The following is a 19,387-nucleotide window of genomic DNA, read 5'->3' as shown; positions in this document are numbered from 1 at the left end:
TCGCAAAATACGACGCGCGCGACGTGCATAGGGAGGGACGCGAACGAATTCGACTGCCGCTCCAAAATTTCGTAGCACTCCCAAAGCAGCACCAGCCGTGCTTGATGGATGGTTGCCAGCAACCGTTCATCGTCAGTCTCGTCGACTGTGACCAAGGTCCAACCAAGTGCCGCCAGATTCCGATGGATTTCGTAGAATTCTCTAGATATATATGTACTCCATCCCTTAGGAACACATAGGACAAAATCGCCGGTTACAGGAATTTCACTCGCTTCCATTAGAACGATCCGAATTGATTTTCCAAAAGACGACGGCAACGGAGATCATGCGCGATCACCGCCACCAAACGACACCGCCGGGACGAGGCCACGGCGCTACGACATGACCGCACTATGATCACGTGCCCATCGATATCGGTTCGCTTCGGAAAATTTCGGACTAACGGAATGTCATGGCGCATTCCTATAAGGAGAGCGCAACAGTCGAACCTACCCCGCCTCCACCGCGAACCCCCGCTGCCGCAACAAGTTCAGCACCCCCTTGGGCCCGCCTAAATGCAGCGAGCCGATCGCCACGAACACCGGGCGATTGGGCGCGGCAATCGCCGTCATCCGCGCGACGAAGCGGCGATTGCGCTCGTAGACGATCCGGTTGTCCAGCGCGCGCGCAATCTCGGGCGTGCGCGCAAGCCGCTCCGACTTGGCCGACGCCCATGCCGCTATCGCATCGGCGTCGCCCACCCGCCAAAGCCTATGCAGCGTCTTCACGTCATCGATGTTCTGCGCAGGCGTCTGCGCAAGGTCCTGAGCCAGCATCTCGCGCTGCTCGGCGAGCGTCAGGTTCGTGAACGCACGCATTTGCTCCACCAACGTCTCGAGCCCGACCACTTTTCCGCGCGTGCGCAAATAGACATTCTGCAATTGCGCTTCGGTCCCGTATTCGGTTTGCAGGCCCGCCGCGATGGAATCGTAGGTTTCGACCAGCAACGCGGCGAGCCAAGGCCGCGTCTTCTTGATCTCCTCGAGTGCGGCCGGGTTGCCGCGCAAGCGCCACGCCAGCCGCCGCCATAGCGCATCGGGCAATAGACGCGGCAAGCATGCATACGAACAGACCCCGTACTTAGATACGTCGTCCTGCGATTGAATCAAGTCATCCGGTGAAATTTCGAGCGCGAGCGTGGGCGATGCCGCCAACGCCGCCAGGATAGGCGGCCGAAACGGTTGGGTTTGCGGGTAGTCGTAAGGGTCGCCCACGTGCAACGTGCCCAGCACGTAGATCGTCGTCGTGCCTTTCGTCGCGACGTAAAACGGCATGTGCGCCGGCTCGGCGCGCACCGGCCCGCTCGCGGTGGTCCCGCCGAAGTCCGGCGGCGGCCCGTGAAAGCCCGGAATCGTTGCCGCGGGAGCGGCCGGCGCCCCGGGCGCGGCCTGCACCGCCGGCGCGGCAGCCGGCCCGGCGAACGCCGGCGCGATCAACCCGCCCGAGCGCGGATCGATCGCCAGCGTGAAGACCAATGCGAGCACGAGGGCCCGCACGCGCCGCACGAGAGCCGCCGCCAACGCGCCCCGACGCGAACGGCGCGCACGATTACGCGCCGCCCGCGCTTCAGGCATCCACGTCCCCCACCTCCTCGGCACGGTGACAAGACACGAGCCGAGCGTCGACCTCGCGCAGCTTGGGCTCCTCCATCCGGCAGCGCTCGATCGCATACGGACAGCGCTGGTGGAAAGTGCAGCCCGAAGGCGGATCGAGCGGCGAAGGCATCTCGCCTTGCAGCTTGATCTGCGCACGCCGGTCGGCTTCGAAGATGGCCGGGGTCGCCGACATCAGCGAGCGCGTGTAGGGATGCCGCGGCTTGGCGAAGACCGTCTTCTTGTCGCCCAGTTCGGCCACGCCGCCGAAGTACATGACCATGACGTCGTCGGCAATATGCTCGACGACGGCCAAATTGTGCGAAATGAAGACGTAGCTCGTCTTGAACTGCTCTTGCAAGTCCATAAAGAGATTCAGGATTTGCGCCTGGATGGAAACGTCGAGCGCCGAAACGGGCTCGTCCGCCACCACGATGCGCGGCTCCAGAATCATCGCACGAGCGATCGCGATGCGCTGCCTTTGTCCACCCGAAAACATGTGCGGGTAGCGTTTGGCATGCTCGGGCCGCAATCCGACCGTGCGCATCATATGCGCCACGCGGCCCGCGCGCTCAGCCGCGCTCAGTTGCGCATTGATCTGCAGCGGCTCGGCCAGGGTCTGCTCGACCGTCTTGCGCGGATTGAGCGATGCGAACGGGTTCTGAAACACCATCTGCACGCGGCGACGCAACTGCGCGATCTTCGCGCGGTCGGCGCCCGCCACATCCTCGCCTTCCACGAGCAAACGCCCCGAGGTAGGCGGCTCGATCATCGTCAATTGGCGCGCCAGCGTCGATTTGCCGCACCCCGATTCGCCGACGACCGCGAGCGTCTTGCCGCGCTCGAGCGAAAACGACACGCCGTTGAGCGCCTTGATCGTGCCGTGGCCGAACATGCCGCGCCGCACCGCATAGTGTTTGGTCAACTGCTCGGCCACGAGCACGATGTCCGCCTCATGCCGCGGCGCGCGCGAGACTTCCGGTACTGCGTTCATCGGGCGCCTCCCTGGTGTGCCGTCGTGGAGCGAGCGGCATCGAGATTCAACGGCTTGATGCAGCGAGCGCGGGCGAGCGCATCGTGCGGCTGCGGCGGATCGAGCGGGGGCCGCCCCTTGCGGCAATCGTCGACGACGTACTTGCAGCGAGGCGCGAACAAGCAGCCGCTTGGCCGGTCGTCGCGCCCGGGCACCATCCCCGGCAGCGCCGACAATCGCTTGGCCCCGCGGTTGTGCTCGGGGATGGCGGCGAGCAGCGCCTCGGTATACGGATGATGCGGCCGCGCGAAGATATCGGGCACGCGGTTCGTTTCGATCACCTCGCCGGCATACATGACGGCCACGCGCTGCGCGACTTGCGACACCACGGCCAAATCGTGCGAGATCAACACGAGCGCCATGCCGCGCTCCTTCTGCAGCGTGACGAGCAGATCCATGATCTGCGCTTGGATCGTCACGTCGAGCGCCGTCGTGGGCTCATCGGCGATCAACAACTTCGGGTTGCACGCGACTGCCATCGCGATCATCACGCGCTGATTCATCCCGCCCGACATCTGATGCGGAAAAGCGCCGATGCGATTCTTGGCATCGGGAATGCCGACCTGGTCGAGCAGGTCGAGCGCCCGCCGATCGAGCGCCGCGCCACGCAAGCCCTCGTGCAGCTTCAGCACTTCTTTGATTTGATAGCCGACGGTGTAGCTGGGGTTCAGGCTCGTGAGCGCGTCCTGGAACACCATCGCCACGTCCTTGCCGATGATACGGCGGCGCGCGCTCGCGGAGGCGCGCAGCAAGTCCTTGCCGTCGAAGGTGATTTCGTCGGCCGTGACGACGCCGGGCGCATCGATGAGCCCCATCAGCGCCATCATCGTCACGCTCTTGCCCGAGCCCGATTCGCCGACGACGCCGACGACTTCCCCCGGTGCGACCGTGAAACTCACGCCGTCCACAGCCGGTGCGCCGCCGAACGTGACGGCGAGGTTTCGGATGGTCAAAAGATCGTTCATATTCAAGCCATCCGTTTCAGTTTCGGATCGAGCGCGTCGCGCAGCCCGTCGCCGAGCAGATTGATCGCGAGCACCGAGATGAGAATGGCCATGCCCGGCATCGTCACGATCCACCAGGCATTGTCGATGTAATCGCGCGCCGATGCCAGCATCGCGCCCCATTCGGCCGTCGGCGGCTGCACGCCCAGGCCGAGGAAACCCAATGCGGCCGCATCGAGAATCGCCGAGGAGAAACCGAGCGTGGCCTGCACGATGAGCGGCGCGGTGCAATTGGGCAACACTTGGGAAAACATGAGCCGCGGCGTGCCCGCGCCGGCCACGCGCGAGGCCGTCACGTACTCCTTTTGCAATTCGCCCTGGGCGGAGGCGCGCGTCAAGCGCACGTAGCCGGGCAGCGCAACGATCGCGATCGCGAGCATCGTGTTGGTCAGCCCCGGCCCGATGATGGCCACGACGGCCACCGCGAGGAGCAGCGACGGCAATGCGAGCAAGACGTCCATCGCGCGCATGATCGGCGTATCGGCCCACTCGAAGAATGCCGCGCACAGGCCGAGCACGATGCCCGGGATCAGCGCGAGCACGACGGACACGCAACCGATCCAGAACGACATGCGCGCACCGAACATGAGGCGCGAAAGAATGTCGCGGCCCGCTTCATCGGTGCCGAGCACGAATTTCCAGTTGCCGCCGTCGAGCCAGGCGGGCGGAATCTTCACGTAGTCGCGGTACTGCTCGACCGGACTATGCGGCGCGATGAGCGGCGCGAAGATCGCGACGACGGCGAGCACGAGGACGATCGCGCCGGCCCCCACCGCGCCGCGGTTGCGTGAGAAGTTGTGCCAGAGCTCGCGCAGCGCGAGGGCTCGCCCGCTCGGCGGCGTGACGCTTTGCGGCGCCGCGTTTTGAATATCTGCCATGGTTGCGGGCTCCTTAGCGCGTGTGGCGAATGCGGGGATTGAGCACGCCGTACAGCAGATCGACGCACAGATTCACGACGATCACGAGCGTTGCGATCATCAGAATGCCGCCTTGCACGACCGGATAGTCGCGCCGGCTGATGGCATCGATGAGCCATTTGCCGATGCCCGGCCAAGAAAACAGCGTCTCGGTCAATACGGCGCCGGCGAGCAACGTGCCCACTTGCAAGCCGATCACCGTCACCACCGGAATCAGCGCGTTGCGCAGCGCATGCACGACGATCACGCGCCCAGGCGAAAGGCCCTTGGCCCGCGCCGTGCGAATGTAGTCTTCGCGCAGCACCTCGAGCATCGACGAGCGCGTCATGCGCGCCACCACGGCAAGCGGAATCGTGCCGAGCACGATCGCGGGAAGAATCAAATGGCTCAGCGCCGATTTGAACGCGCCTTCATCAGGAGCGAGCAGCGAATCGACGAGCATGAAGCCGGTCACGTGCGGAATGTCGTATTCGACGGCGATGCGCCCCGACACCGGCGTCCACCCGAGCGTAACCGAGAACAGCATGATGAGAATGAGCCCCCACCAGAAGATCGGCATCGAATAGCCGGCAAGCGCCGTGCCCATCACACCGTGATCCACGACGGTGCCGCGCCTCAAAGCCGCGCAAACACCGGCGGGCAGCCCGATGACGAGCGCGAACAGCATGGCGCAAATCGACAGTTCGACGGTGGCCGGAAAGCGCGCGAGAAACTCGCCCATGACGCTCGTGTTGGTGATGATCGAATCGCCGAGGTTGCCGTGCAACGCGCGCCATACGTAGTGAACGTACTGCATCGGCAGCGGCTCGTCGAGCCCGAGCCGGTGCAATGCGGCGGCATGCATCGCCGGATCGACGCCGCGCTCGCCCATCATCACTTCGATGGGATCGCCGGGGATCAAATGAATCAAGGCGAACGCCAGGATCGTGATGCCGATGAACGTCGGTATCACCATGCCGATGCGGCGTAAAACGAATCGGAACATAGTTCGTCCCTTTTAGCTTGCGAGAAAAAATGCGACCGGCGACGAGAAGCGGCGCCGCGTGCGGCGCCGGCCCCTGTCGCCGGAGGACGTACGCGCTCTCCCGCTTGACGAGAGAGCGTAGCGCATCGTCGTTACTTCACGCTTACACCGTCGAAACGAGCGTAGCCGAGCGGGTCGATACGCATATCGATCACCTTCTTGCTCACCGGTTGGTAGAGCGTCGAGTGAGCGATCGGCGAGAAAGGCAACTCCTTGGCGAAGATTTCCTGCGCTTGCGTGTAGATCTTCGTGCGCGCTTCGACGCCGTTCGTGCTGCGGCCCTTTTGGACGAGATCGTCGAACGGCTTGTAGCACCACTTCGAGAAGTTGTTGCCGTTGATTGCCTCGCAGCCGAGCAACGTGCCGAGCCAGTTGTCGGGGTCGCCGTTGTCGCCGTTCCAACCGATCAACATCGTATCGTCCTCGCCCGCGTGCGCGCGTTTGATGTACTCGCCCCACTCGTAGCTGACGATCCTCGCCTTCACGCCGATCTTGGCCCAGTCGGCTTGGATCATTTCCGCCATCAGGCGCGCGTTCGGGTTGTAGGGCCGCTGCACGGGCATCGCCCAGAGCGTGATCTCCTGCGGCAAGCCGTTCGCGTAGCCTGCCTTCGCGAGCAGCTTCTTCGCGCCTTCGGGATCGTACGACTGCGCCTTCAGATTCTTGTCGTAGGACCACTGCGTCGGCGGCATCGGGTTCGTTGCACTCTGGCCCGCGCCTTGATAAACGGACTCGATGATCGCCTTCTTGTTGATGGCCATATCGAGCGCTTGGCGCACTTCGGTCTTATCCAGCGGCTTATGCTGAACGTTGTATGAAACGTAGCCCAAATTGAAGCCCGGGATCGACGGCATGTCGATGTTCGAATCGGCCTTCAACGGCGCAATGTCCTGCGGCTTCGGATAGCTCATGACCTGGCATTCGTCGCGCTTGAGCTTTTGCACGCGCACGCCGGCATCGGGCGTGATCGAGAAGATCAAATGCTTGATCTTGACCGCACCGGCCTTCCAGTAGTCGGGATTGCCTTCATAGCGGATCGTCGCGTCCTTCGTGTAGCTCTTGAGGATGAACGGCCCCGTGCCGACGGGCTTCTGGTTGATGTCCGCCGCCTTGCCCGCCTTGAGCAACTGGTCGGCGTACTCGGCCGACAGAATCGACGCGTACTCCATCGCCATGTTCTGGATGAACGGTGCGTTCACCTCCTTCAGCGTGAAGCGCACGGTATACGCATCGACTTTTTCGACTTTCGCGATCAGCTTGTCGAGGCCCATGTCGGTGAAGTACGGAAACTGCACCGGGTACGCCTTGCGGAACGGCTGGTTCGGATCGAGCATGCGCTCGAACGTGAAGATCACGTCGTCCGCGTCGAATTCACGAGTGGGCTTGAAGAAATCCGTCGTTTGGAATTTCACGCCATGACGGAGATGGAACGTGTAGGTCTTGCCATCGGGCGAGACGTCCCACTTTTCCGCGAGCCCCGGTTCCACCTTGGTGCCTCCGCGCTCGAATTCGACGAGGCGGTTGTAGACCGTGAACGTGTTCGCGGTGAAATCCGTGCCCGTCGTGTATTGCGCCGGATCGAAGCCGGCCGGGCTGCCTTCCGAGCAATAAACGAGGGTTTTGTTGGGGATGTCGGCGGCCTGCGCAGCAGTTGCGGCAAGCGATACCGTCACGGCGGCGGCCGCGATCGCGGTGACCCGCACGGCGCGCAACAGTCTGTTTTGCTTCATGTTTCCTCCAATTCTGAGGCCGGCAGGGGCCAGCGTACGCGGATATTACTGAGCTTTGATAACCCGAACAAGCGGTCGGGAAAAGGCAACGCCCCGCACTTGTACGCGTTGACTTCGGCCGCACCGCATGTTTAGTGCCACTAAAATTGCGGGTCAATTATGCCCGACGCGGGACCTACGGAGGTCTAGGCCAAAATTCGGATCTTTCAACGCGGGGTTTCCCGCAACCCGGCGCAAGCCGGGGCGGGCGCGGCGGTCCGCCGCATCCGGACAACCGCCGCTCAAATGGCCTCGCTCGGGCTAGAGGAAGCCGCCACGCGAGGCTTAGCGCAACCCCACGTTCCAGAATTGCGTCGGCCCGAACGGGTCGATCTTGAAACCGACCACATTCTTGCGCAGCGGCTGATACACCGTCGAATGCGCGATGGGCGTGAAGGGGACTTGCTGCTTGAAGATGCGCTGCGCCTGGGTGTAGAGCTTGACGCGCTCCGCCGTGTCGTTCGTCTCGCGCGCTTTGACGATCAAATCGTCGAACGGCTTGTAGCACCACTTCGCGAAATTGCTGCCGTGCACGGCCGAACAGCCGAGCAGCACGCCGAGCCAATTGTCGGGATCGCCGTTGTCGCCCGTCAGCCCGATCAGCATCGCATCGTGCTCGCCCGCGTGCGCCCGCTTCACGTACTCGCCCCACTCGTACGTCGTGATCTTCGCGCGCACGCCGATCTTCGCCCAATCCGCCTGAATCATCTCGGCCATCAACCGCGCGTTCGGGTTATAGGGCCGCTGGACCGGCATCGCCCATAGCGTGAGGTCGAAGCCCTCCGGGTATCCGGCCTTGGCGAGCAGCGCCTTCGCGCGAGCCGGATCGAGCGGGGCGTCCTTGAGGCTGGCGTCGTACGACCACTGCGTCGGCGGCATCGGATCGACGGCCGCTTGCCCCGCGCCTTGATACACCGATTTGATGATCGCTTGCTTGTCGATAGCCATATCGAGCGCGCGGCGAACGTCGACGTCGTCGAGCGGCTTATGCGTCGTGTTGTAGGCGAGAAAGCCGAGATTGAAACCGACTTGGTGCGGCATTTGCAGGTTCGGATCCGCCGACAGCGAAGCGATATCGGCCGGACGCGGATAGCTCATGACTTGGCACTCGTTGTCCTTGAGCTTTTGCTCGCGCACGGCCGGATCCGGCGAGATCTCGAACACGAGCTTGCCGACACGCACGACGCCGGCCCTCCAATAGTCGGCGTTTCCGTCGAAGCGAATCGTCGCGTCTTTTTCGTAACTGTGAAAAATGAAAGGCCCGGTGCCGATCGGATAGCGGTTCAAGTCCGCCGCTTTACCGGCGCCAATCAATTGCTGGGCATATTCGGCCGAGAGGATCGACGCGAAAGGCATCGCCAATTCCGACAGGAACGGGGCGCTAACCGAATTGAGCGTCATTCGCACCGTGTACGGATCGAGCTTCTCGACCTTGGCGAGGTTTTTTGCAAGCCCGAGATCGTTGAAGTACGGGAATACGGCCGGATAAGCGACGCGTAGTGCATTGGCGGGATCGCGCATGCGCTCGAATGTCAGCACGACGTCGTCGGCATCGAACTCGCGCGTGGGCTTGAAATACGGCGTCGTGTGAAACCTCACCCCACGGCGCAGGTGAAACGTGTAGACCCGGCCGTCATCGGAAATCTCCCAGCTCTGAGCCAGCCCCGGTTCGATCTTGGTGCCGCCGTGCTCGAATTCGACGAGACGGTTGTACACCGTGTAGGCCGCCGCCGAGAACTCGACGCTCGTCGTGTATTGAGCGGGATCGAAGCCCGCCGGGCTCGCGTCGGAGCAGTACACGAGCGTTTTTGCCGGCAGCTCGGCCGCTTCACTGCTGCCGCCGCCGAATAACGCATAGGCGCCGCCCGCGGCTGTAATGATCAAAGTAGTCAAACGAACGGCGAAAAGCGGACGACACACCGGCATATGCGCTCCTTGCATGACTGAGCCGCCAGCGTAGCACGCCTTTTTGGGCGACCTTGCCGGGTCTTGTAATGTCTATCACGCTCAAAAAAGTCGTTTCGACATGACTCGCGCAGAGCGAGACGGGTAAACACCGATCGATCACGCCATTGACTCCCATTTTTGGCTTGTTAGCATCGATCGAACGTAACATTCATTACAGAGCCGGGCCTGGCCGGCCCATGGATTCGAAGTTTTCATCGATTGAGGCATTTGCGTGCGCCCTTCCGTGCGAACCCTGCTCGAGCAGCGCGAAGAAACGTTCACCGTGTCGGAGCGGCGCGTCGTCGGCGTGCTGCTCGCCAACTATCCGAGCGCGGCGCTCACTTCGATCTCGCAGCTCGCCGGCAGCGCCGGCGTCAGCGATCCCACCGTCCACCGGCTCGTCCTGAAGCTCGGTTTCGAAGGCTATCCGGAGTTCCAGCGCGCGCTGCTGCTCGAAGTCGACGCACGGATGAATTCACCGCTGTCGCGGCTCGAAGCCTCGGCCTCCGAGCCCCATGCGCAAGACATTCAGCAGGCGATGCTCGGCTCGCTGACGCTCGCCATCGGCAACACGGCAGAGCAAGCATCGCGTGAAGACTTCGAAACGGCCGTCTCGTTGTTGGCCGATCCCCGCCGCACCGTGTTCAGTTGCGGCGGCCGGGCGAGCAGCTTCATCGCCTCTTGGCTCGTGATCCTGTTGAGCCAAATGCGCCCGCATGCGCACCACATCGAACCGTCGCTCGAACGCGGCTCCGAAGCGCTCGCCGATCTCGAAGCGGGCGACGTGCTCGTCGTCTACGACTACCGCCGGTATCAGGAAAGCGTCGTGCAATTTGCGCGCGCGGCCAAGACGCTCGGCGCGCAGGTCGTGTTGTTCACCGACGAATGGCGCTCGCCGATCTCGGCCTTCGCCGACGCTGTGCTCGTCTCGCTCGTGCAAAGCGCCTCGCCGTTCGACACGAAGGTGCCGGCGCTCGCACAAACCGAATCGGTCGTCGCCGCGCTCGTGCACCGATTGCCCGACGAAGCGAAAGCCAGATTGAAACGCATTGAAGCACTGAGAGCCGGGCGCGTCGCCGAGGACGCCTAACCGGCCGATCGTCATCCCCCACCCAAACGAGACCCTTTACAGTCACAGCGAACATCATGAACAAGAATCGCACATGCATTGCCGCCCTCGCCGCGGCGCTCGTCGCCGCAGGGACGGCAGCCGGCGGCGCACTGGCCGCCTCTCGCCCCGCTGTCGAAGCCGCGAACGGCATGGTCGTCACCTCGCAGCACTTGGCGTCGCAAGTGGGCATCGACATTCTGAAGATGGGCGGCAACGCGATCGACGCCGCCGTGGCCGTCGGCTACGCGCAAGCCGTCGTCAATCCGTGCTGCGGCAACATCGGCGGCGGCGGCTTCATGACGATCCACCTTGCCGACGGACGCGACACGTTCATCAACTTCCGCGAAACCGCCCCCGCGACGGCCACCGCGAACATGTACCTCGACGCAGCGGGCAACGTGAAGAAGGGCGCCAGCCTCTACGGCTATGGCGCCGTGGGCGTGCCCGGCACGGTGATGGGGCTCGACCTGGCCGAGCGCAAATACGGCAAGCTCACGCGCGCGCAGGTGATGGCGCCCGCGATCCGTCTCGCTCGCGAAGGCTTCGTGCTCACGCGCGCGGATACCGATATCCTCGATACGACGGTCAAGCGCTTCAAGGACGACCCCGACGCCGCGCGCATCTTCCTGCGCAAGGACGGCACACCGTTGCAGCCTGGCGACCGGCTCGTGCAGAAGGACTTGGCGAAAACGCTCGAAGCGATCGCGAAGCACGGTCCCGACGCGTTCTACAAGGGCAAGATCCCGCAGACCATCGAAGCGGCATCCAAGGCGGGCGGCGGCTTGCTGACCGCGGCGGACTTCGCGAACTATCGCGCGACCGAGATGACGCCCGTCACGTGCGACTACCACGGTTTCACGTTCATTTCCGCGCCGCCGCCGAGCTCGGGCGGCACGACCATGTGCGAGATCTTGAATACCGTCGAAGGCTACGACCTCAAGGGCTTCGGATGGCATTCGGCAACGGCCGTGCATTACCTCTCGGAGGCGATGCGGCACGCCTATGCCGACCGCAACACGAAGCTCGGCGATCCGGCCTTCATCGACAATCCGCTCGACCAGTTGCTCAGCAAATCGTATGCGGCGCAGATTCGCGCTTCGATCCGCCCCGACAAAGCCACGCCGTCGATGGAACTCGCCGACGCAGCCTCGTTGCCTGAAAAGAAGGAGACGACGCATTACTCGATCGTCGACAAGCAAGGCGATGCGGTTTCGACGACCTACACGGTCAACGGCCGCTTCGGCGCCGTCGTCATCGCGCCGGGCACGGGCTTCTTCCTGAACGACGAAATGGACGATTTCACGTCGAAGGTGGGAGCGCAAAACATGTTCGGCCTCGTGCAAGGCCCGAACAACGCGATCGCGCCGGGCAAGCGGCCGCTCTCGTCGATGGCGCCGACGATCGTCACGAAGGACGGTAAGGTGTTCCTCGTGATCGGCTCGCCGGGCGGCTCGCGCATCATTACGACGACGCTCGAGACGGCGATCGACATCATCGACTACGGCATGGAGCCGCAAGAAGCCGTCGACGCCGCGCGCATCCACGAGCAATGGCTACCCGATGTCGTCTATTACGAGCCGTACGGGCTGTCGGCCGATACGCTGAAGATCCTCGCAAGCGAGGGCTACAAGATGGTTCAGCAAACGCCGTGGGGCGCGGCCGAACTGATCGAAGTGGGCCTTCCCGGCCTTGCCGCCGATACGTCGCAAAGTTCCGGGAACGATTCTTCCGTATCGGGCAAGGTGCGCGTGGGCTACTTCTACGGGGCGAACGACGAACGGCGCCCGGCGGGCGAGGCGCTCGGGTATTGACGCAAGTCGAGCGCAGCAAAGGCTGCCGGTAACCACGAGCCGCGTGGGATATCGGTAGCCCTCACGAGCGATCGCCCCCTCGCCATCGGCGAGGGGGCCAACCAACGGCAATCGCTCGAAAGCGTGGACCATTCGGTCCAAGCCCTATGCGTGTATCGGTGAGCCGAGGCTAAGCCAGTCGCCCGCCGTACCCTAACCGTTCGCACACCGCCTTCGTCGCCGTAGCCGCATTGAGCGTGTAGAAATGCAGCCCCGGCGCGCCTTCTTTCACGAGCCGCTCGCACAACTGCGTGACGACGTCGAGCCCGAAGGCGCGGATCGCTTCCTTGTCGTCGCCGAAGCTTTCGAGCCGCTTGGCAACCCAGCGCGGCACTTCCGCCCCGCACATTTCCGAGAAACGCATCAACTGCGAGTAGTTCGTGATCGGCATGATGCCGGGCGCGATCGGCACGTCGACGCCGAGCTTGCGCACATCGTCGACGAAGCGAAAGTAAGCGTCGGCGTTGTAAAAGTATTGCGTGATCGCGGCGTTCGCACCGGCTTTCACCTTGCGCGCGAAGTTTTCCAAATCGTGCCGTGGCGAGCGCGCTTGCGGGTGATACTCGGGATAGCCCGCCACTTCGATGTGGAACCAATCGCCGTGCTCGGCGCGAATGAACGCGACGAGTTCGGAGGCATAGCGCAACTCGCCCACTTCCCCCATGCCCGACGGCAAATCGCCGCGCAATGCGACGATGTGGCGAATGCCGTTCGCGCGATAGCGTTCGAGGATCTCGCGCAGGTTGTCCTTCGACGAGCCGATGCACGACAGATGCGGCGCCGCTTCGAGCCCGTCCTTGGCCATGTCGAGCACCGTATCGAGCGTGCCTTGCTGGGTCGAGCCGCCCGCGCCGAACGTCACCGAGACGAACTTGGGTTTGAGCAATGCCAACTGCGCGCGTGTCGCGCGCAGCTTCTCGACGCCGTCCGGCGTCTTCGGCGGAAAAAATTCAAACGAGATTTCGATGGTCATGATGCGATGGATGCGCGATCAGCCGAGGCTGCGATTGCCGAAGATGAGCGCCGACAGCAGCCAGGAAACGATGCTGTACAAAATCGAGCCGAAGAACGCCGACCAGAATCCCGATACCTCGAAGCCCTTGAGCAGCGACGCGGCCAACCAAAAGCACAGGGCGTTGACGACGAGGATGAACACGCCGAGCGTGACGATCGTCACCGGCAGCGTGAGCAAAATCAGCACCGGCCGTAGCACGGCGTTGATGAGCCCGAGCACGAGCGCGACGATGAGCGCCGTGCCGAAGCTGCGGATGTGAATCGACGGCACGAGGTACGTGATGATCAACAGTGCAAGCGCGTTGATGATCCAGGTCAGCAGCACGGTCATGGCGACTCCTTCGGCGTAGTGGTCGGTGGTATCGGGTTCTGGGTCTGACGTTCGACGGCAAGGCCGGCGACGGCTAGCGGCACGAGCCGGCAGGTATGGCGTAAAAGATCGCGGCGCCGCGCGCCTTGCCCTTGCAAGACGTGCAGCGCCGCGCCCGCTCAGGTCAATAGCGGTAGTGGTTCGGCTTGAACGGGCCGTTCTTCTCGACGCCGATGTAGCCGGCCTGAGCGTCGGTCAGCTCGGTCAGATGCGCGCCGATGCGCGCCAAGTGCAGGCGCGCCACCTTCTCGTCCAATTGCTTGGGCAACACGTACACCTTGTTCTCGTACTGGCCGCCGCGCGTGAACAGTTCGATTTGCGCGAGCGTCTGGTTCGCGAACGAATTGGACATCACGAACGACGGGTGGCCCGTCGCGCAGCCCAGATTCACGAGCCGGCCCTCGGCCAGCAAGATGATGCGCTTGCCGTCCGGGAAGACGATGTGATCGACTTGCGGCTTGATGTTTTCCCAGGTGTACCGGCGCGTCGATGCAACGTCGATTTCCGAATCGAAGTGGCCGATGTTGCAAACGATCGCGTTGTGACGCATCGCCTTCATGTGATCGTGGTTGATCACGTGGTAGTTGCCGGTAGCGGTGACGAAGATGTCGGCCTTGTCGGCCGCGTATTCCATCGTGACGACCCGGTAGCCTTCCATCGCGGCCTGCAGCGCGCAGATCGGATCGATCTCGGTGACCCACACCGTCGCGCCGAGCCCGCGCAGCGATTGCGCGCAACCCTTGCCCACATCGCCGTAACCGGCCACGACCGCGACCTTGCCCGCGATCATGACGTCCGTCGCGCGCTTGATGCCGTCCACCAGCGATTCACGGCAGCCGTAGAGATTGTCGAACTTCGACTTCGTGACCGAATCGTTGACGTTGATGGCCGGGAACGGCAGACGGCCGTCCTTTTCCATTTGATAGAGACGATGCACACCCGTCGTCGTTTCTTCCGTCACGCCCTTGATCTGCGCGAGGCGTTTCGAATACCAAGTCGAATCGATCTCGAGATGGCGCTCGATCGACTTGAACAACGCGATTTCTTCCTCGTTCGTCGGCTTGGCGATGACCGAGCGGTCCTTCTCGGCTTTGGAGCCGAGAATCAAGAGCAGCGTCGCGTCGCCGCCGTCGTCGAGGATCATGTTGGCGAACTCGCCGTTCGGCCATTCGAAGATGCGGTGCGAGAACTCCCAATACTCGTCGAGCGATTCGCCCTTGAAGGCAAATACCGGCGTGCCCGTCTTGGCGATGGCGGCGGCGGCGTGGTCCTGTGTGGAGAAGATGTTGCACGACGCCCAGCGCACGTCGGCGCCCAGCGCTTTGAGCGTCTCGATCAGCACGCCCGTTTGGATCGTCATGTGCAGCGAGCCGGCGATGCGTGCGCCCTTGAGCGGCTGCGCGGCTTTGTATTCATCGCGGATCTGCATGAGACCGGGCATTTCGGTCTCGGCGATCGTCAGTTCCTTGCGCCCCCAATCGGCCAGCGACAGGTCGGCAACGACGAAATCTTGGTTTTGCTTCGAATCGATTACAGCGGCGTTCATCACGCCCTCCTTTTCTAAATGAGTTCTAGAAAATATAGACGTGAGCGCCGTTCGATGGAGCTAGCCCGCCCGCGCGCCGTTTCCATGCATTGCGCGCTAAAGCTTGCCGTCCGATTGAAGTTCCCGAGCCTGGCGGAGTAGTCCGTCGCAACGCTCCTCGGAAACGCGGCAATTGTAGCAAAAATCGGCGAGCCGGCCAGCGCGCGTGCGTATCGGAGCCACGCGGCGTGCGCATTCCCGTGCCCGATCTCACTTCACCCGCATGCCGCAGAATGAAGATCGCCCGTGACGGCGATGACAGGCGCTACCCGAAAGTCGCACCGAGCAGCGGCGCCAACAAGACCATGACGACACCTGCAATCATCATCGTCAGGCTGGCGACGACGCCCTCCTCGCTGCCGAGTTCTCGCGCCTTCGCCGTTCCCACGCCGTGCGCCGCCGCGCCGAACATCGCGCCGCGCGCCAAGCGGCTGCGCAACGGCAAAAACGCCAGCACGAGTTCGCCGAGCAACATCCCGCACACGCCCGTCGCAATCACGAACAGCGCGGTCAATTGCTTGGGCGCGTGGATCTGATCGGACACCGCAAGGGCGAACGGCGTCGACACCGAGCGCGTCATCAAGCTGCGCGCGACATCGGGCGCGAGATGCAGCAGCTTGGCCAGCGCGAGCGATCCACTCACCGCCACGACGATGCCCACCGTGACGCCGGCCGCGAGCGAAATCCAATGCCGACGCATGAGATCGCGATATTCGTAGATCGGCACTGCGAACGCGACCGTGGCCGGCCCGAGCAGCCACATCAGCCAGCGCGTGTCGGCGAAATAGACCGAATACGGAATGCGCATGCCGACCACGACCACGGCAAGCATCGCCGGCACGATCACGAGCGGCGTGAGCCAGGGCCGCTTGAAGCGGGCGTACAGGCGCTTGCCCACAGCGTAAAACGCGATCGTCAGCACGAAGCACGCCGCCGCCACCCACCGCGGCCCCGCTTCGGCAACAGGCCAAGACAGAATCGAGGAAAGCGACATCGACGTACCTCGCTATCGTGCGTGCGGCAGGATTACGCGCCTACGCGCGCGGCGACCCGGCGGGCGGCCAACACGCGCTCGAGCCGCACTGCCTGATCGACGGTGTAAGCGACCGCCACCATGACCATCAACGTGCCCACCACAACGACGAGCGCAAGACGCCAGCCATCGGATTTGAACAATCCGCCGTACTGCACGACCGCGACGGCCGCGGGCACGAAGAACAGCAGCATGTCGGAGAGCAGCCAGTCGGCCCCCGCCTTGACCCAGCGCGGGGCCACGCCACCCGTGAGCAGCAGCGCGAGCAGCGCCGCGAGCCCGAGCACGCCGCCCGGCACCGGCAAGCTCAAGCGGCGCGCGGCGAAATCGGCGGCAAACCACACGCCGGCCAACAACGCGCTTTGCGCGGCAATGCGGGCCAAGCCCGTCAGGCGTTCGATCGATCCGGTCATGGCGCAACCCCCTATTGACATCACAATCAAATTGTAAGAGCGCACGATGCATAAATAAAATGACTTAAACTTATCGCTATCATTCCAATTTGGAACTTTCCGAGGCCGTCTCATGGAACTGCGCGCGCTGCGCTATTTCGTCGAAGTCGTCCGGCAGCAGAGCTTCACGCTGGCGGCGGAACGCATGTTCGTCACGCAGCCGACCATCAGCAAGATGGTCAAAGCGCTCGAAGAAGAGATCGGCGCCCCGCTGCTGCTGCGCGAGGGACGGCAGATGGTCCTGACGGACGAGGGCCGCATCGTCTTTCAGCGCGGGCAGGACGTGCTGGCGGCCTACGCCCAACTGCAGGCCGAACTCGACGATGTGGGCACGCTCGGCCGGGGCACGCTGACGATCGGTATTCCGCCGATGGGCGGCTCGCTGTTCACGCCGGTCATCGCAGCTTTTCGCACGCGCTATCCCAAGGTCGAGCTCAAGCTGTTCGAGCAGGGCTCGCGCGCGATCGAAGCCGCACTCGTCGCGGGCGAATTGGAGTTCGGCGGCGTGCTGCTGCCCGTCGATGCGCAGATGTTCGATGTGCTGCCGATCTCGCGGCAACTGCTGTGGGTCGTCGCGCGGCACGGCTCGCGCTTCGACGGCGCGAGCGAAGTGCGCTTGCCCGAGCTCGCATCCGAACCGTTCGTCTTCTACGGCGAAAGCCTGGCGCTGAACGATGTCGTCACGCGCGCCTGCCGCGACGCGGGCTTCGCGCCGCAAATCGTCTCGCGCAGCAGTCATTGGGATTTCATGGCCGCGCTCGTGCATGCCGGCGTCGGCATCGCGCTGCTGCCCGCGCCGTACTGCCGGCGGCTCGATCCGGCGCACTTCACTTGCCGGCCCGTTGTCGAGCCGGAAATCCGCTGGGAAATGGCCATCGCCTGGCGCAAAAGCGTCTACCTCTCGCATGCCGCCCGGGCATGGCTCGATGTGGCGCGCGAAACGCTGCCCGGGCAGCCCGGCGACGATTTCGTCTACACGCGCTCCGACAATGCCGCCGCGCCGCCGGGCTCCAGCTGAATCGCGGCGCGCGCCGTCGCGATGAAATCGGCGGCGCGCTCGGCGATCATGACGGTTGGCGCGTTCGTGTTCCCTCCGATCAGCGTCGGCATCACGGAGGCATCCACCACGCGCAAGCCCGTCACGCCGCGCACGCGCAGCTCGGGATCCACGACCGCGCGCGCGTCGCTGCCCATGCGGCAAGTGCCGACGGGGTGATAGATCGTGTCGGCGTGACGCGCAATGACCTCGCGCAGTTGGGCGTCGGTCGCATGCGGCGCAATGTAAAGCGTTCGACCGCCTTTCTCGGCCAGCGAGGGCGAGGCCACGATGCGCTGCGCGATGCGCACGCCGGCGACGAGCGTATCGACGTCGTACGGGTCGGACAAAAAACGCGGATCGATGTGCGGTGCGACGCGCGCGTCGGCGCTCGCGAGCGAGACGGTGCCGCGGCTCTTGGGCCGCAGCACACAGACGTGGACCGAGTAGCCGTGCCCCCAATGTAAGCGCCTGCTGTGATCGTCGACGAGCGCCGCGCAAAAATGCAATTGCAGGTCGGGGCGATCGAGCGCGGGGTCGGTCTTGATGAAGCCGCCCGCCTCCGCAACGTTGCTCGACCACATGCCCTCGCCTCGCCGCAGATACGCCGGCAGCTGTGCGGCCATTTTTGCCAAGCCGCGCAGCGAGTAGCCGACGGGATCGGTCGACGCGACCCGCACGTTCAACGTGAAGTCGATGTGGTCGATCAGATTGCTTCCGACCTCGGCCGCCTCGTGCACGAGCGGCACGCCGAACGCGCGCAGCGTCTCTTGCGGGCCTATTCCAGAGCACATCAACAATTGCGGCGAACCGAACGCACCTGCCGCCAGAATCACTTCGGCCCGCGCGCGCAGCCTCACGGTGCGACCGGCACGCATCATTTCGACGCCTGTGGCGCGACGCTCGCCGTCGAATACGACGCGCATCGCGCAGGCATCGACGAGCACGTCGATATTGGCGGGCATGCGCGCCTCGGCGCCCATCGCTTCATACAAATAAGCGCGTGCCACGCTGCAGCGTTGGCCGTCGCGTTGCGTCACCTGATAGAAGCCGACACCTTCTTGCTGCGCGCCGTTGAAATCGTCGTTTGGGCGGTAGCCGGCCTCGACGGCCGCGGCGACGAAGCGCGTCGAAAACGCGTTGCGAAAGCGCAAGTCCGACACGCTGAGCGGGCCGCTCGCGCCATGCCACTCGTCCTCGCCCCGCTCGTTGCGTTCGGCGCGGCGAAAATACGGCAGCACATCCGACCAGCCCCAGCCCGCGCAGCCCAAGCGCGCCCATTCGTCGTAGTCGAGCGGGTGCCCGCGCGTGTAGATCATGGCGTTGATCGCGCTCGAGCCGCCCAGGCCTCGCCCGCGAGGCTGATAGCCGCTGCGCCCGTCCAGGCCCGGCTGCGGGGTCGTGCAATAGCCGTAATTCGTCGTCAGTTTGAACGGCACGAGCGCGGCAATGCCCAGCGGCGTATTGACGAGCCAGTTGCGCCGCGTATGCGCGCCTTGTTCGATCAGCGCGATAGTCGCGTCCGGGCATCGCTGCGCGAGCCGGCCTGCGAGCGCGGCGCCGCCCGAGCCGCCGCCCACGATGATGTAGTCGTATTGCATTCGCTCCTCC

The 19,387-nt window shown here is 63.8% G+C and carries 16 protein-coding genes and 1 riboswitch; of the genes, 3 read left to right on the top strand and 13 right to left on the bottom strand.

Annotated features, from left to right (window positions below; translation table 11 throughout):
* Positions 1–488: 488 nt before the first annotated feature.
* The 7 genes from QQS38_RS07125 to QQS38_RS07095 form a co-directional block, all read right to left on the bottom strand.
* Positions 489–1,613, bottom strand: coding sequence for a TraB/GumN family protein (locus QQS38_RS07125; RefSeq protein WP_479644671.1), 1,125 nt, complete (start codon positions 1,611–1,613; stop codon positions 489–491).
* A complete protein-coding gene (locus QQS38_RS07120; RefSeq protein ID WP_479644670.1) occupies positions 1,606–2,625 on the bottom strand; it encodes a peptide ABC transporter ATP-binding protein in 1,020 nt (339 codons plus the stop codon). The genes QQS38_RS07125 and QQS38_RS07120 overlap by 8 nt, the downstream gene beginning before the upstream one ends.
* Complete coding sequence (locus QQS38_RS07115; protein ID WP_479644669.1) at positions 2,622–3,629, bottom strand: ABC transporter ATP-binding protein; 1,008 nt, start codon at positions 3,627–3,629, stop codon at positions 2,622–2,624. Before QQS38_RS07115 ends, QQS38_RS07120 begins: the two co-directional genes overlap by 4 nt.
* A 2-nt stretch (positions 3,630–3,631) precedes the next feature.
* Complete coding sequence (locus tag QQS38_RS07110) at positions 3,632–4,546, bottom strand: ABC transporter permease subunit (RefSeq protein ID WP_479644668.1); 915 nt, start codon at positions 4,544–4,546, stop codon at positions 3,632–3,634.
* Positions 4,547–4,559: 13 nt separating this feature from the next.
* Complete coding sequence (locus tag QQS38_RS07105; RefSeq protein ID WP_479644667.1) at positions 4,560–5,570, bottom strand: ABC transporter permease subunit; 1,011 nt, start codon at positions 5,568–5,570, stop codon at positions 4,560–4,562.
* Between the two features lie 131 nt (positions 5,571–5,701).
* On the bottom strand, positions 5,702–7,339 hold the full coding sequence (locus QQS38_RS07100) for an ABC transporter substrate-binding protein (RefSeq protein ID WP_479644666.1): 1,638 nt from the start codon (positions 7,337–7,339) through the stop codon (positions 5,702–5,704).
* 324 nt (positions 7,340–7,663) lie between these two features.
* Positions 7,664–9,304, bottom strand: a complete 1,641-nt coding sequence (locus tag QQS38_RS07095; protein ID WP_479644665.1) for an ABC transporter substrate-binding protein — start codon at positions 9,302–9,304, stop codon at positions 7,664–7,666.
* Positions 9,305–9,557: 253 nt separating this feature from the next.
* On the opposite strand from QQS38_RS07095, the gene QQS38_RS07090 reads away from it, so the two are divergent.
* Both QQS38_RS07090 and ggt read left to right on the top strand, forming a co-directional pair.
* Complete coding sequence (locus QQS38_RS07090) at positions 9,558–10,415, top strand: MurR/RpiR family transcriptional regulator (protein WP_479644664.1); 858 nt, start codon at positions 9,558–9,560, stop codon at positions 10,413–10,415.
* Between the two features lie 56 nt (positions 10,416–10,471).
* Positions 10,472–12,247, top strand: a complete 1,776-nt coding sequence (gene ggt / locus QQS38_RS07085; protein WP_479644663.1) for a gamma-glutamyltransferase — start codon at positions 10,472–10,474, stop codon at positions 12,245–12,247.
* A 169-nt stretch (positions 12,248–12,416) separates the two neighbouring features.
* Here the strand turns inward: ggt and metF are convergent, their stop codons facing one another.
* From metF to QQS38_RS07060, 5 genes are all read right to left on the bottom strand, one after another.
* Positions 12,417–13,262 carry a methylenetetrahydrofolate reductase [NAD(P)H] gene (gene metF / locus QQS38_RS07080; RefSeq protein WP_479644989.1) on the bottom strand — a complete coding sequence of 282 codons (846 nt, stop codon included), beginning with the start codon at positions 13,260–13,262 and terminating at the stop codon, positions 12,417–12,419.
* A 15-nt stretch (positions 13,263–13,277) separates the two neighbouring features.
* Positions 13,278–13,631 (bottom strand): phage holin family protein, encoded by a 354-nt coding sequence (locus QQS38_RS07075; protein WP_277427578.1) that lies wholly within the window; start codon positions 13,629–13,631, stop codon positions 13,278–13,280.
* 163 nt (positions 13,632–13,794) lie between these two features.
* Positions 13,795–15,216, bottom strand: coding sequence for an adenosylhomocysteinase (ahcY, locus tag QQS38_RS07070; protein WP_479644662.1), 1,422 nt, complete (start codon positions 15,214–15,216; stop codon positions 13,795–13,797).
* 35 nt (positions 15,217–15,251) lie between these two features.
* Positions 15,252–15,381: riboswitch (S-adenosyl-L-homocysteine riboswitch) on the bottom strand.
* Between the two features lie 139 nt (positions 15,382–15,520).
* The gene (locus QQS38_RS07065; protein WP_479644661.1) at positions 15,521–16,249 is read right to left on the bottom strand and encodes an LrgB family protein; all 729 of its coding nucleotides are present in this window, start codon (positions 16,247–16,249) and stop codon (positions 15,521–15,523) included.
* 32 nt (positions 16,250–16,281) lie between these two features.
* Positions 16,282–16,701, bottom strand: coding sequence for a CidA/LrgA family protein (locus QQS38_RS07060; protein WP_479644660.1), 420 nt, complete (start codon positions 16,699–16,701; stop codon positions 16,282–16,284).
* Between the two features lie 112 nt (positions 16,702–16,813).
* Between QQS38_RS07060 and QQS38_RS07055 the strand changes: the two genes are divergently transcribed.
* Positions 16,814–17,758: a LysR substrate-binding domain-containing protein gene (locus tag QQS38_RS07055; protein WP_479644659.1), complete on the top strand. Its 945-nt coding sequence runs from the start codon at positions 16,814–16,816 to the stop codon at positions 17,756–17,758.
* Here QQS38_RS07055 and QQS38_RS07050 read toward each other — a convergent pair.
* Positions 17,713–19,377, bottom strand: a complete 1,665-nt coding sequence (locus QQS38_RS07050) for a GMC family oxidoreductase (RefSeq protein WP_479644658.1) — start codon at positions 19,375–19,377, stop codon at positions 17,713–17,715. The genes QQS38_RS07055 and QQS38_RS07050 overlap by 46 nt on opposite strands.
* Positions 19,378–19,387 lie beyond the last annotated feature (10 nt).

The sequence above is a fragment of the Trinickia sp. Z7 genome (assembly GCF_056498045.1).
Note: the sequence above shows the minus strand (reverse complement) of the source record. Positions and strands in the feature narration are given on the sequence as shown.